Raw genomic sequence first — 12,947 nt, 5'->3', positions numbered from 1 at the left:
AAGATGGCGTCAAACGATCTAGACCGGCAATTAGTGATCGAGATGGTTCGTGTAACCGAAGCGGGGGCAATCGCTTCAAGTGACTGGACTGGCCGCGGTGATGAAAAGGCTGCGGATGCGGCAGCTGTGAAGGCAATCCGCGAGGCACTGAATAACCTTCCCATCGACGGTACTGTCGTTATCGGAGAAGGCGAACGTGATGAAGCTCCTATGCTTTACATCGGTGAAAAAGTTGGTAGCGGTGGCCGCACCGCTGATATCGCGCTTGATCCGCTAGAGGGGACAACGCTCTGTGCGAAGGCAATGCCAAACTCGCTTGCTGTTGTTGCGATCTCCGTTGAAGGTGGCTTGTTGAATGCCCCTGACGTTTATATGGATAAAATTGCTGTTGGCGGCGGCTTGCCGGACGGTGTGGTAGACCTTGATAAGTCTATCAAGGAAAATATTGAAAGTTTGGCACAAGCAAAAGGCAAGGAAGCTAAAGACATTATGGTCTGCGTTCTTGACCGTCCGCGGCATAGCCAGATTATTGCTGAACTGCGTGAACTTGGTTGCGGTGTTACGCTTATTGGTGACGGCGATATCGCGGGTGTTATAGCAACAACTGACCCAAAAACCGGCATTGATATGTATGTTGGATCTGGGGGAGCGCCAGAGGGTGTTCTTGCGTCTGCAGCACTTCGTTGTATTGGCGGTCAGATGCAAGGTCGTTTGCTTTTCAGAAACGATGATGAAAAAGCCCGTGCCCGTAAGTGGGGCATAGAAGACCTTGACCGTAAGTATGACATGAATGAAATGGCGTCAGGTGACGTTATTTTCTCTGCTACAGGTGTTACAGATGGATCGCTTCTTGAGGGCGTTCACAATACACCAAATGGTATTACAACTGAGACACTTGTTATGCGTTCTGCGACAAAGACAGTTCGCCGCGTTCACACCATTCATGGCCATAAAGACAACATCGGTTAAATGTGACACAGGCACCGATACATGACGAAAAAGGTATGGCGGACCCTGTTCTTGGGGTGCGCCATTCTATTTTAGGGCAGGCGTGGCAGTTACGCCCGTATTCAGAGCGTCTGGCCCGCGCAATCGCTGATAATTTGAATGTAAGTCCGATAATTGGTCAGCTTATTAATGCGCGCGGTATTGGTATTGAGAATGCCCCTTCTTATTTCGCACCCTCCCTAAAGGAAATGATGCCTGACCCTTCTATTATCCTTGATATGGATAAAGGGGTAGGGCGGATAATTCGTGCAATCCATCAGGGTGAAAAGATCGCTGTTTTTGGTGATTATGATGTGGACGGTGCTACATCAAGCGCGATTTTTGTTCGGTTTTTTGAGGCGATTGGTATTCCCGTTCATATCTACATCCCCGATCGTATGATTGAGGGGTATGGCCCGAACGCTAACGCCATGAATAGCCTGCGCGCTCGCGGTATCGACCTTGTTGTTACAGTGGACTGTGGCACTTTATCTTTTGAACCCCTAAAAGTTGCTAAGAATATTGGCCTCGATGTTATCGTCGTTGACCACCATAAAGCCGAACCTGAATTGCCTGTGGCAGTTGCCGTTATAAACCCAAATAGGCTTGACGACGAAAGTGATTTGGGGCAGTTGGCGGCGGTTGGCGTTACATTCCTGTTTTTGGTTGCGATTAACCGAGCCCTTAGAGAGGCCGGTTTTTACGGCGACAAAGTTAGGGAGCCTAATCTTGTTGGCTTCTTGGATATTGTGGCTTTGGGAACGATTTGTGACGTAGTGCCGCTTACGGGACTAAACAGGGCCTATGTTACGCAGGGCCTGAAGGTTATGGCTGCGCGCCGTAATGTGGGGCTAACAGCGCTCGCTGATGTTGGTCGTATTTCGGAAGCCCCAAATACCTATCATGCTGGCTTTATATTGGGACCGCGGGTGAATGCAGGAGGGCGAGTTGGCGAATCTGGTCTCGGTGCACGTTTGCTAACAACCCATGATCCTATCGAAGCGAGAGAGATTGCGGATAGATTAGATACATACAATAGCGAGCGACGCGCCATCGAAGCCGATGTCTTAAAGGAAGCACTAGCGCAGGCTGAGGCAAAGATCGGTATCGATGGTCAGCATGATACACTGGTGTTTGTCGCTGGTGAAGGCTGGCACGCAGGGGTGATAGGCATTGTTGCCAGCCGTTTGAAGGATAAATATGGCCTTCCAACCTTTGTCCTCGCGCTGGAAGATGGGGAAGGAAAGGGCTCTGGGCGCTCTATCAGCGGTGTTGATATGGGGGCTGCTGTGATAGAGGCTGTGCAGGCTGGCCTCCTTATCAAAGGGGGTGGTCATTCAATGGCAGCGGGCCTGAGTGTCGCCAGTGACAAATTAGACGAACTGGAAACCTTTCTGCGCGACTATATGGCAAAAAGCGTTCAGGTAGCCAGCAGTTCCAAATCGCTTAAGGTTGACGGCATTATCGCAATGACTGGGGCAACACCAGCCCTGCTTGATGAAATTGAACGCGTTGGCCCCTTTGGTATGGGAAATCCTGGGCCCAGATTTATCATCCCTGAGGTGACACTTGTAAAAGCGGACAGGGTGGGGGAAAATCATCTGCGCTGTATTTTTAAATCCAAAGATGGGTCTTCCATGAAGGTTATGGCTTTCAGGCAGGCCGATGAAGACTTGGGCAATATCATGCGAACGGGCATTGGCAGGCAGTTTCACATAGCTGGTAAGCTTAAGAAGGATATGTGGACGGGTAGGCCTAAGGTCGAGATGACGCTGGATGACGCCAGCCTGATCGGACCTGGTTAGAGAATTTTTTGATTTTTATTTCTGTATGTATTTGATTTTGAATAGGCTGATTTATCATTTTTATGATGACCGTTTGACAGATACTCTTTATCCGTGTAAATAGCTGCGCGTTATGTTTGTACATTTTGACATAAGATCGAATAATTCTACTTCCGCGGATTTTTGTAATTCGACGGAACGTTTTCTTATGTGATTTTGGCGTAGCATGAATTCTTTTTATTTAGCGCCTGTTTGAGGCGCTTTTTTTTATCTCTTCAAATGGGCAGGTCTATAGCATTGGGGAGATATAATAATGATGAAATTTCCTGAAATTACCCATATTAGCCAAGTTCTTGGTGCAATCGAAGGCAAAGACGAGTTCTTCCATAGTGAAGGAAGCCCGCACTTTGATCTTGTTGATTATCATCTTATGGATTCGCATACCTTTAAGGATGATGACCTTTTAGTTGCTGCTCTACGCCGCGAATGTCGTGGCCTCTTATTTCATAAGGATGGAACAGTGGCGCGTCGTGCATTCCATAAGTTTTTCAATGTTGGGGAGACTGATGAAACAAGCTTAGATGTACTTGATCTGACACAACCCCATATAGTTCTTGAAAAACTGGATGGTTCCATGATTGCTCCTTTTATTTCCAAGCTGGATAATCGGGTCTATTGGGCAAGTATGCGCGGTTCAGAAGATTATCATTTGATGTTGAAAGCGCGTTATGATGGTACCGCTTACGAGCAGATGATCATTGACCTTGCAGCGCGGGGTTTGACCGCCATTTTTGAATATTGCTCAACCGAGAATCGGATTGTTGTAGAATACCCGGAACCGACTTTGACATTACTTGCGATCAGGGGCGCTGAAACTGGAATTTATAGCAGCCGCCCTGATTTGGAAGCCATTGCTTCGGAGTATGATGTTCCATTTGTTAAGCCATTGGCGCACAGTGCTGATACTATAGAGGCTTTGTTTGAGGAAATCAGGTTTCTGAAAAACATTGAAGGCGGCGTCGTCTGGTTTGAAAATGGTGTTCTCGCGAAGCTGAAAGGCGAATGGTATCTGCATCTCCATAAGGTCCTATCCTATTTCAAATTTGAAAAGGATATTGCTTGGATTATTTTGAAAGGCGATCAAGATGACCTATTGGGTATTTTATCAGACGAACGTCGTAACAAACTGATTACTTATCAGGACGCTTTGATAGATAATCTGAAGAGGGTGGCCAATGAGTGCGAGGCTTTAGCCCAAATAATTATGGCTAAAGGACTGAGTCGAAAAGATTTTGCTCTATCGTCTCAGAAGGTTGCTCCATCAGTAAAATCTATATTTTTCAAGAATTTCGATAATCTAGAAAATACAGATTTTGTTAAAAGTATGTTTGAAATGGCGCTTACCAACACTGGCAACCAATCTAAGTGGTCAGAATTTAAAGCAAGTTTAGATATCGATATTCTTTGGGAAGTCGAAGACCTGTAGGGTGTTGCCCCCGCGACTATTGGGGGCAACGTTCTTTATGTGGTATCAATTCAGTATGCCTCATTTATTGTGTTAAATTAACTTAATGTCATAAAAATATAAAAAGAGGTTGACCGGAGCGAAGTGGATGGGTATCTAAGCCTCCGTTGATGACGTTGCCGAAGGGTAGCGCTTCAAGAACAGGATGGCCCCTTCGTCTAGCGGTTAGGACGCGGCCCTTTCACGGCTGAAACACGGGTTCGATTCCCGTAGGGGTCACCATTCTTGAAAATATCAACAGCCTCTTTTTAGATGGCCCCTTCGTCTAGCGGTTAGGACGCGGCCCTTTCACGGCTGAAACACGGGTTCGATTCCCGTAGGGGTCACCACTTCCTTTAAGTGCGATTTTTCCTGTAGCGTTTAGCAGCCTTCAAAAAACCATTGAAGATTTGTTTATAAGGTCCATGGGCGTTTACGCGCCATTCAGGATGCCATTGCACACCGAGGCCAAAATCATGGCTATCTTCGTGGGTATCATAAACGCTTAGGGCTTCAACGGTATCATCATCTGCAATTGCTTCGACCTTCAAGCCGGGGGCAATATCCTTTACGCCTTGTCCGTGCAGCGAATTGACCATGATCTCGCTCTGTGCAGTGAGTTTGCATAAAAGGCCGTCGCTCGCCAAGCTTACGCTATGGCTGAGGCCATATTGCTTTTCAATGGGGTCGTGCAGGTTTTCGCGGTGATCGAAACGCCCGTCAATTTCATGAAGGCGGGGGTGCAGCGTACCGCCCATCGCGACATTCAATTCTTGAAATCCTCGACAAATAGCAAGGAAGGGTGCTTTCTTCTTAATGATTGCACGTATTAGGCTAAGGGATGTGGCATCTCTTAACGGGTCTTGGTTTTCCCCAATAGGCGCGGGTGGTTCGCCGTAATGATGTCGTTCGATGTTGCTGTAACTACCAGGGATCAGGAAACCATCGAATATGGAAAACAAGTCTTCATGTTCAAGCGGCTTTTTACTGGATGGAATGAGTAACGGCGTGCATTTACCTGTTTTCTGAAGCGCCTTAATGTATTTGTGCCCAACCTGATGGTAACGATGTAATCCGATCATTTTGGTGTCACATATAACCCCGATAACTGGTTTCATTGTGTGCTCCTGCTTATCGATAGTATTTAGCGATGTTAATCACACTTAGTCTTGTAACAAGATATGATGGTCTTATGATAATGAAAATATTGTTAAGGGGGCTGTTACAATATGCGGGTACGGGATCGATACCATAATGACCGACGTGTTAGTAGCGATGCATGGCAGGCAAATAGTTTACCAACTGGGTTTTTAAGGCTTGAAGGGGCGGTAAAGGCGCATGTTTGTATTATCGGTGCTGGCTTTGCTGGCATTGCCTGCGCCTATCAGTTGATTAAAGCAGGTGTTGATGCGGTTGTTGTGGAACAAAATCAGGTTGGTTGGGGAGCGAGTGGCCGCATTTCAAATCAGACAAAATGTATTCTGAAATCAGCTTACGAAAACACGAAAATTGCTGAGTTATCTAAAATATCCGAACAGGTTCGATTATTGACAGAAACGATACTGGATGAATTGAACATCCAATGGACTGTTGAAGAAGGGCAATTGTCAATCGAGCGGCCACTTGATTTCCTACTCGGGCAAGCAAATGCGGTTGCTGAAAAGGGCGGAAAAATATTCGAAGACGCGCGTGTGAAAGTCATTGAAAAACAGAATGGCGATTATTGGGTGAAAACCGACACGGGCAATGTGATTGCGAAGGAGGTTATCGTTTGCGCTGGTGCATATTTAGGACCTTTGGATACGCAATTGCGAAAGCGGTACCGGCCTCGTTTGATCAAGAACTCGCAGGTTGATGAAACAGCGGGGTTCATCGCGGTTAATAAGCTTGGTTTACCAGATGTTGGGAAAACGGAAACTGGAGTATATTATATTCAGGGATTGGGTGAATATGGGATAATGGATGCCCAGATAAGCGCAAAAGCAATTTCAGAAGCAATAATAGGCAACCATAAGCTCTTCAATGAAATTTCATCGCCTTCGCATACACCGTATATTAGGCGTAATTTCACTACTGGTTTGTAGATTTTCTGCCGAACCCTTGTAATTGAACTGAGGTAATCCCTATATCAACTATTAATAATACGAACAGCGAGACGAGCACTTCATGGTAAAAAAATACGTTGACCGTGTTACCCCTGCGAGCAGAGTGGGTAGGTTGATTGTTGGGATACTCTGTATCTTTGGAGGATTGCTTGGGTTTTTGCCAGTTTTAGGGTTTTGGATGGTTCCGTTGGGCCTGATCATTTTGTCTGTGGATTTTCCATTTGTCAGGCGATTTCGGCGTAAAAATGAGGTTCGTTTTGGCCGGTGGTGGCAGGCAAGAAAAGAACGACAGCGTCAGAAAAAAAATGATGGCTCCTCGTCATAGTATGCTATGAAACCACAAATGAAATTTTGAGGTTTGATGAGTATGAAAGCGCCTGACACAAACACCCTTCCAATTAATTATGATGATGTAGTAGGAGCGGCTGCTCAGATTAACGGTGTAGCCCACCGGACACCACTGCTTGAAAATAAGCTATTAAATGAACGTGTTGGTGGCCGCGTGTTTATAAAGCCAGAATGCCTTCAGCTAACAGGATCGTTTAAGTTTCGCGGTGCCTATAACAGAATATCACGGTTATCGGCAGAGGAGCGAAAACGCGGTGTTGTTGCTTTTTCAAGCGGTAATCACGCGCAAGGTGTGGCAAAGGCCTCGGCATTGTTGGGGGTGAAATCCACTATTGTGATGCCAGAAGATGCCCCAACAATTAAAATTAATAATACACGCATGTACGGCGGTGATGTTAGATTATATGATCGCTTCAAGGAAAGCCGGGAAGAGATTGCTCGTGAAATCGCGGAAGCAACCGGGGCAATTGTTGTTCCTTCCTTTGATGATGTTCATATTATGGCCGGGCAGGGCACGGCAGGTCTGGAAATCGCTGAAGACCTCGAAAAACTGGGTATTGTACCTGATCAAGTGTTGATCAATTGCGGCGGCGGTGGCCTGAGTTCGGGTTCCTTCACTGCGCTTAAAAAGCATTTCCCTGATATGGATGGTTATGTTGTGGAGCCGAGCGACTTTGATGACGCAAAACGATCGCTTGAAACGGGTGAATTGCAGGTGATTGATCCAGAAGCGCGGTCGATATGTGATGCTCTCCTGTCACAAAGCCCGGGGCATTTAACGTTTGCCGTTTTGCAGGCCCTCAATATCAAGGGGCTAACGGTCAGTGATGCTGAAGTCCGTGAAACGGTGAGCTATTCCGCAAATACGCTAAAGCTGATCGGTGAACCTGGGGGTGTTGTGTCACTGGCGGCTATCCTTAAAGGCAAAGTTGATGTGCGTGACAAAGTTTCGGTTTGTGTAATCAGCGGCGGTAATATTGATCCTGCTATGTTGCAGGAATGCATGCAGGATTGAACCTAATAGCGGATAGTTTGTCTTTGGGGCTTGGACTTTTATTTTTATTCGGCTATAGAAACCTATGAGCTAGCGGCTGGGGTACACTAGAGAATTTGATACTAGGGGTTTGTTATGGAAATTAAAGATCAAGAAAACACATTCGAAGGTTTCACAAAGTGGATGATCAGAGGCACTGTTGCTTGCCTTGTGGTTCTTGTGTTACTGGCGATGTTTGTTGCTTAATTTATAAAGAACATTCAACAAAAACAAAAGGCGGCCTGAATATATATCAAGGCCGCCTTTTGTTTGTCTGGTATTTAAGTTTTAGTGCTTGGCAATACCAGTAATTTCATATTTATCGCCGTCAAATGATCCAAATAGCTCGGATATTTCAGGGTGGTTCACCGGCTCACCGCTAACATCAGGCAATAGATTCTGCTGAGAAACATAGGCTTCATATGTAGTGTCATCATTCTCAGCTAATAAGTGGTAAAAAGGTTGACCTTTTTCGGGTCTAATATCAGCTGGAATAGATTCCCACCACTCTTCACTATTGGCAAATTCCGGATCAACATCAAATATGACTCCGCGGAATGAAAACAACCTGTGTTTTACGACTTGCCCAAGTTCAAACAGTGCTTTTTTTGTTATATGTGGATTATAGTCCATTCACATACTCCATAACTATTCGACCTGATTATGCTCGATTTTACAAAAAGTCAATCTAAGTGGCTGCGATTTAACTCGAAGCCCGAATAGTTGGCTGAGTTACAGCAAAAAGGCGCTGCATCTGATTACAAAGCGCTCCCTGGTAACCTATTGATAAGTATACGTAATCGGAACATGTATGGTTTTAGTGTATCACATTTAATTTATTAAGTGTTCGTGCTGTCTGCACACATATTTGAGGTTGGTTTTATGCGCTTTTAGATAGCGATATCCTTGTGGAATTAGGGAATCGCCAGCCATTAATCACATATTAAGGCCGCCCCATTAATATCAGCGGATATTCTGTTCCTGAGCCGAAATGGAATAAGTGTTCAGGATGATTTTATAATTCTGTAATGAAAATGACAAAAAAATGCTTTCTTCCTGTGAAATAGTGGAAAGTATAAATAGCGAATATATGGATAGAAAAATGTTAAATTCTGTAAGTAATGAGGGACTGGGCCGATTGGTTACCCTCGAACTCAACCGTATGCATCCAGCAAATAAAGAAGAAGCTAGGCGTGCTTTAATTGCGACAATGGGAGTATATGACGATACGCGAATAACTATTGATCATGGAATTGATAGTTACTTTCAAACGCGCTAACTCAACTTAGCCGAAGATACCCGACATATCTTGATGAAGTCTTGGCCGTAATAACCAAGACTTTTTTATTTACATAATCCAAAACAGTTTGAACGGAATTAAGCCTCAGGCTCGAGCAGGCGGTGAAGATGTACAATAACGTACTTTGTCATCGCATCGTCCACGTTGGCTTGGCTAACACTGCGCCATGCACATTCTGCTTCTGCGTAGCTTGGGAAAATTCCAACGATATCAACTTTGTTAAGGTCGTTGAATTCTAGTGTTTGAGGGTCCTTTACCTGGCCGCCAAATACGAGGTGTGGAAGTTGTTTATCGGACATCAAAATACCCTTTTGAGAAAATATGTGTTGATCTGAGCGCTTGTTTATCAAAATAATATAAAAAAACCAGTTATTTTGTTTCAGGAGAAACTGTTATGTCTGACGACATGAATTATATTTTGCGAATTACAGGCTCTGACGACGTTGGACATATTGCTACAATTACAGGCTATCTCTTTGAAATTGGTGCAAATTTAGCGGACACAAGCTTTGCAGTTCTTGGAACAGGGTTTGAATTTTCAAGCCTGATTGAATTTAATGCAAACATTGATGCAAACGAGATCGAGGAGGGCCTCCGCGCTCAAGGCTTGCCTGATAATACCAGAATCAGTCTAACACCAGCCAGCTATGGCTTTGACAGAGATGCGGGAAGCGTGATCACCCATGTTGTTGAATTCTCTGGCGGTGATCGACCCGGTTTGGTCGCGCGAATGAGTGAAGTTCTTGGTAAGTATAGCGCGAATATAGTGCGGATGAGTAGTAGACGAAGCGAAGGCGACGAAGGTTATGATTACCGGACACGCTTTGCTGTAAATATTCAGCCAGATACATATAAAGCGCTTGAAACAGCGCTTTATAATACGGCAGGAAGCCTTCGATTAAAATGTAAAGTCGAAACAGTCTGAGCGATTACCTCAGCTTTCCTTCACTTCATTTTCAAGCTCTTGGATCAGGCCTTCAAGGCCAACCTCTTTGATGCGTGAAGAAAAAAGCTCCCGATTGGTAATCAATAGATTGATGCCTTCAATTTCAAGGTTAACGATTTGAAATTTGCCGTTCTTCTTACGAACACGCCAATCCGCCAACAAGGGGGCACCATCTTCACGGTCAACTTCGGTTCGTACAAACAAGTGGCCTCGCTTGCCCGATGCCGGAGTTGTGCCCGTAACAGCCAATTTTTTGAATCCGATTTGCGACATGCGCTTATCAAATTCAAAGATAATATAGTTTGTCATCGCAGCCATATAGGATTTGCGTAGATCGCTAGAGGCAGAACGATAGTGCCTGCCAAGCATGCCCTTCGCAAGTAACTCAATATCTGTTGCATCTTCAAATATGCCGCGAAAGGCGCTAGAGCGCTCTTGCGCGGTCATGTTTGTATCGCTCCAGATAGCGATGGTTTCATCAGATAAACCTTCGATGAAGGCGATAGCCCCTTGAACATCATCAACAGCTCTATCGTTACTTTGAGCGCCAGCCTGAGCAGTGCCAATAAAAATCAGCACGAACATTAAGCCAGAAAAGAGATTGTTTTTGATCATCGGTTTATCCTTCATCTTTATCACATAAGGATGTGTATTATTCGGCAACGGTTGCTGATCTTAGGTAAGCGATCAGGTCTTTACGTTGCTGCTCGTTTTTAAGGCCAGCAAATGCCATTTTATTTCCCGGCAGAAATGTGCGTGGTCCAATCAGCCATTCGTTAAGCTTTTCTTCTGTCCACACGAAATCCGCTTCCTTTAGCGCCTTTGAATAGCGTTTGTATGTTTCACTGGTGCCCGCTTTACGGCCAAAGACATTATCAAGGTTAGGGCCTACACGTGTACGCGGTGATGCCGTAAGATTATGGCAAGCTTTACAACGGTTAAATACACGTTTTCCCTTCGCCTCATCACCTTCTGATGAGATTGCCCGTGAACCTGGATCATCATCAGCCATTACATAAGGCGCTGATAGAGAAGACATGGAAACAAGAAAAGCAGCGATCAATATAGTTTTTGTCATAGCATTTATCCCGAAATAAAAAGGATGAGGCCGCAGCCCCATCCGACATACTGAATATTATCTATACGTCCAATTTATGACATTGAATACTTTATGCGCCATAATGTCACGTATTATTGAGCAAAGTTGCTCAAGCCTCCTCAGCGTAGGGTTTGATTTCGCCAGATTTCACGCGTGCGAGATAATCATCCAACATGCCTTTGACTTCCTTGCGCATGATGAAGAGCCCAACAATGTTTGGAACACCCATCGCAAGAAGAAGAGCATCAGCGATTGAAACCACAGAGCCTAGTGTCATTGCAGAACCAACAATCAACATGAATATGTATAGAAGCTTGAATGCGAGGTCTGCGGCTTTGTTATTACCAAAGAGGTAAAGGAATGACCGTTGGCCATAGTAGAACCACGTGATTGACGTGGAGAAAGCAAACAGCATCACAGCAATTGTTAGGACTTTCGGGAACCAATCAACAGCACTTGCAAACGCGCGTGATGTCAAGGCAATGCCGTCAGTAGCCCCAGGCTCTGCCGAGTTCGTAACAATGATAACAAGCGCTGTAATCGTACAGATAACAACTGTATCGATAAACGGCTCCAGAACCGCAACAAGGCCTTCTGAAACAGGTTCGGAAGTTTTTGCAGCCGAGTGCGCGATAGAGGCAGAACCAAGCCCAGCTTCGTTAGAGAATGTCGCACGGCGCAGGCCTTGTACCAAGACGCCGATAATGCCGCCTTGCACACCTTCAGGTGAGAAAGCACCGACAAAAATCTGAACGAATGCGTTTGGAATTTCGCTTGCATTGCTGAAAATCACGATGAGCGACGCTGAAATATAAATAAGCGCCATGAAGGGAACCAGAAGTTCAGTAACATTTGTGATTTGCCTGATGCCGCCAATAATCACGAGCCCAACAAAGAAAGAAAACACAACGCCAAAATATTCAGGACGACCATAGAAGAAACTATTTTCACCACCAGTCATAGAAACCAGTTCATTAGTGAACTGTGTCGCTGATTGATTAACCTGGAAAATTGCGCCAGCACCGAACGCGCCGCCAATACAAATCAGGGCGGCAGCGACAGCAAGAACCTTACCTAGTGATGGCATACCCCGTTCGGTCAAGCCCTTGGATAGATAGTACATTGGGCCACCAGAAACCACGCCATTTTCATCGATTTCACGGTATTTAACACCAAGCGTACATTCAACAAATTTACTGGTCATGCCAAACAAGCCAGCCATAATCATCCAGAAGGTAGCCCCCGGGCCACCGATGGAAATTGCGATCGCTACGCCAGCGATATTGCCAAGGCCAACAGTACCCGAAACTGCGGCTGTTAAGGCTTGGAAGTGCGTGACCTCACCAGGGTCATTAGGGTTGTCATATTTACCCGATACAATCCGCATAGATTGCTTGAAGTTTCGAATATTTGGGAAGCCCATGTAAAAACTGAAGAAGATTGCGGCACCAAGCAACCATATAACAATAAGCGGAATGCCAGGCGTTCCTTCACCCATTAGCCAAGCCAACTCTAGTTTATAGAAAACAACATATTCAATTACAGCGGCAATAGGCGTCATTACTTCATTTACAGCATCAGAAAATGACTGGCTTTCTTGTGCCAAAGTAGCCTGAGACCAGCCCAAAATAGCCCCAAGCAAGACAAATAGTCTATTCATAGTAAATCCCAATTCATGACGAAAATGCATAAACTTAAACCAGTTACAGGAAGCAGTTTGCGTTTACAGCAGTTCCAGTCCTTATTATAATTATATTTACGGCTATACTTTATAGCCGCACCCCTAAAGTTAAAAGCGATGCTATGCTAACGGGTAATCCCTAAGATCACAACGGAAAGAT

General features: G+C 45.2%; 15 protein-coding genes and 2 tRNA genes. 11 read left to right on the top strand and 6 right to left on the bottom strand.

Going from position 1 to position 12,947, the window contains the following annotated elements; translation table 11 throughout:
- Window positions 1-3: 3 nt before the first annotated feature.
- The 5 genes from glpX to KFF44_RS10345 all read left to right on the top strand — a co-directional run bounded on the left by glpX (window position 4) and on the right by KFF44_RS10345 (window position 4,625).
- Complete coding sequence (glpX, locus tag KFF44_RS10365; protein WP_255934008.1) at window positions 4-969, top strand: class II fructose-bisphosphatase; 966 nt, start codon at window positions 4-6, stop codon at window positions 967-969.
- Between the two features lie 35 nt (window positions 970-1,004).
- Entirely contained in the window at window positions 1,005-2,792 is a 1,788-nt protein-coding gene (gene recJ / locus KFF44_RS10360; RefSeq protein WP_255934005.1) for a single-stranded-DNA-specific exonuclease RecJ, read from the top strand.
- A 292-nt stretch (window positions 2,793-3,084) separates the two neighbouring features.
- On the top strand, window positions 3,085-4,257 hold the full coding sequence (locus tag KFF44_RS10355) for an RNA ligase (RefSeq protein ID WP_255934002.1): 1,173 nt from the start codon (window positions 3,085-3,087) through the stop codon (window positions 4,255-4,257).
- A 186-nt stretch (window positions 4,258-4,443) separates the two neighbouring features.
- A tRNA-Glu gene (locus KFF44_RS10350) sits at window positions 4,444-4,518 on the top strand.
- A gap of 32 nt (window positions 4,519-4,550) precedes the next feature.
- Window positions 4,551-4,625 (top strand) — tRNA-Glu (locus KFF44_RS10345).
- A gap of 6 nt (window positions 4,626-4,631) precedes the next feature.
- Here KFF44_RS10345 and KFF44_RS10340 read toward each other — a convergent pair.
- Window positions 4,632-5,393, bottom strand: a complete 762-nt coding sequence (locus tag KFF44_RS10340) for a gamma-glutamyl-gamma-aminobutyrate hydrolase family protein (RefSeq protein ID WP_255934001.1) — start codon at window positions 5,391-5,393, stop codon at window positions 4,632-4,634.
- A 111-nt stretch (window positions 5,394-5,504) separates the two neighbouring features.
- Between KFF44_RS10340 and KFF44_RS10335 the strand changes: the two genes are divergently transcribed.
- The 4 genes from KFF44_RS10335 (at window position 5,505) to KFF44_RS10320 (ending at window position 7,968) form a co-directional block, all read left to right on the top strand.
- Window positions 5,505-6,359: an FAD-binding oxidoreductase gene (locus KFF44_RS10335; RefSeq protein ID WP_255933999.1), complete on the top strand. Its 855-nt coding sequence runs from the start codon at window positions 5,505-5,507 to the stop codon at window positions 6,357-6,359.
- 82 nt (window positions 6,360-6,441) lie between these two features.
- Window positions 6,442-6,705 carry a hypothetical protein gene (locus KFF44_RS10330; protein ID WP_255933997.1) on the top strand — a complete coding sequence of 88 codons (264 nt, stop codon included), beginning with the start codon at window positions 6,442-6,444 and terminating at the stop codon, window positions 6,703-6,705.
- Window positions 6,706-6,741: 36 nt separating this feature from the next.
- A complete protein-coding gene (locus tag KFF44_RS10325) occupies window positions 6,742-7,743 on the top strand; it encodes a threonine/serine dehydratase (protein WP_255933995.1) in 1,002 nt (333 codons plus the stop codon).
- A 114-nt stretch (window positions 7,744-7,857) separates the two neighbouring features.
- Window positions 7,858-7,968 carry an aa3-type cytochrome c oxidase subunit IV gene (locus KFF44_RS10320; RefSeq protein ID WP_255933993.1) on the top strand — a complete coding sequence of 37 codons (111 nt, stop codon included), beginning with the start codon at window positions 7,858-7,860 and terminating at the stop codon, window positions 7,966-7,968.
- Window positions 7,969-8,049: 81 nt separating this feature from the next.
- Here KFF44_RS10320 and hspQ read toward each other — a convergent pair whose 3' ends face one another.
- Window positions 8,050-8,394 carry a heat shock protein HspQ gene (gene hspQ, locus KFF44_RS10315; protein ID WP_255933991.1) on the bottom strand — a complete coding sequence of 115 codons (345 nt, stop codon included), beginning with the start codon at window positions 8,392-8,394 and terminating at the stop codon, window positions 8,050-8,052.
- Window positions 8,395-8,863: 469 nt separating this feature from the next.
- Between hspQ and KFF44_RS10310 the strand changes: the two genes are divergently transcribed.
- A complete protein-coding gene (locus KFF44_RS10310) occupies window positions 8,864-9,040 on the top strand; it encodes a hypothetical protein (RefSeq protein WP_255933986.1) in 177 nt (58 codons plus the stop codon).
- Between the two features lie 98 nt (window positions 9,041-9,138).
- On the opposite strand, the gene KFF44_RS10305 is transcribed toward KFF44_RS10310, so the two are convergent.
- Window positions 9,139-9,360 (bottom strand): DUF4170 domain-containing protein, encoded by a 222-nt coding sequence (locus KFF44_RS10305; RefSeq protein ID WP_255933983.1) that lies wholly within the window; start codon window positions 9,358-9,360, stop codon window positions 9,139-9,141.
- 95 nt (window positions 9,361-9,455) lie between these two features.
- Between KFF44_RS10305 and KFF44_RS10300 the strand changes: the two genes are divergently transcribed.
- A complete protein-coding gene (locus KFF44_RS10300) occupies window positions 9,456-9,986 on the top strand; it encodes a glycine cleavage system protein R (protein WP_255933980.1) in 531 nt (176 codons plus the stop codon).
- A 9-nt stretch (window positions 9,987-9,995) separates the two neighbouring features.
- Here the strand turns inward: KFF44_RS10300 and KFF44_RS10295 are convergent, their stop codons facing one another.
- The 3 genes from KFF44_RS10295 to KFF44_RS10285 all read right to left on the bottom strand — a co-directional run bounded on the left by KFF44_RS10295 (window position 9,996) and on the right by KFF44_RS10285 (window position 12,766).
- Complete coding sequence (locus KFF44_RS10295) at window positions 9,996-10,622, bottom strand: phospholipid-binding protein MlaC (protein WP_255933979.1); 627 nt, start codon at window positions 10,620-10,622, stop codon at window positions 9,996-9,998.
- Window positions 10,623-10,659: 37 nt separating this feature from the next.
- Window positions 10,660-11,085, bottom strand: coding sequence for a cytochrome c family protein (locus KFF44_RS10290; protein ID WP_255933978.1), 426 nt, complete (start codon window positions 11,083-11,085; stop codon window positions 10,660-10,662).
- A 130-nt stretch (window positions 11,086-11,215) separates the two neighbouring features.
- A complete protein-coding gene (locus KFF44_RS10285; protein ID WP_255933976.1) occupies window positions 11,216-12,766 on the bottom strand; it encodes a sodium:alanine symporter family protein in 1,551 nt (516 codons plus the stop codon).
- Window positions 12,767-12,947 lie beyond the last annotated feature (181 nt).

Source organism: Kordiimonas sp. SCSIO 12610 (assembly GCF_024398015.1).
GTDB lineage: Bacteria > Pseudomonadota > Alphaproteobacteria > Sphingomonadales > Kordiimonadaceae > CANLMI01.
Note: the sequence above shows the minus strand (reverse complement) of the source record. Positions and strands in the feature narration are given on the sequence as shown.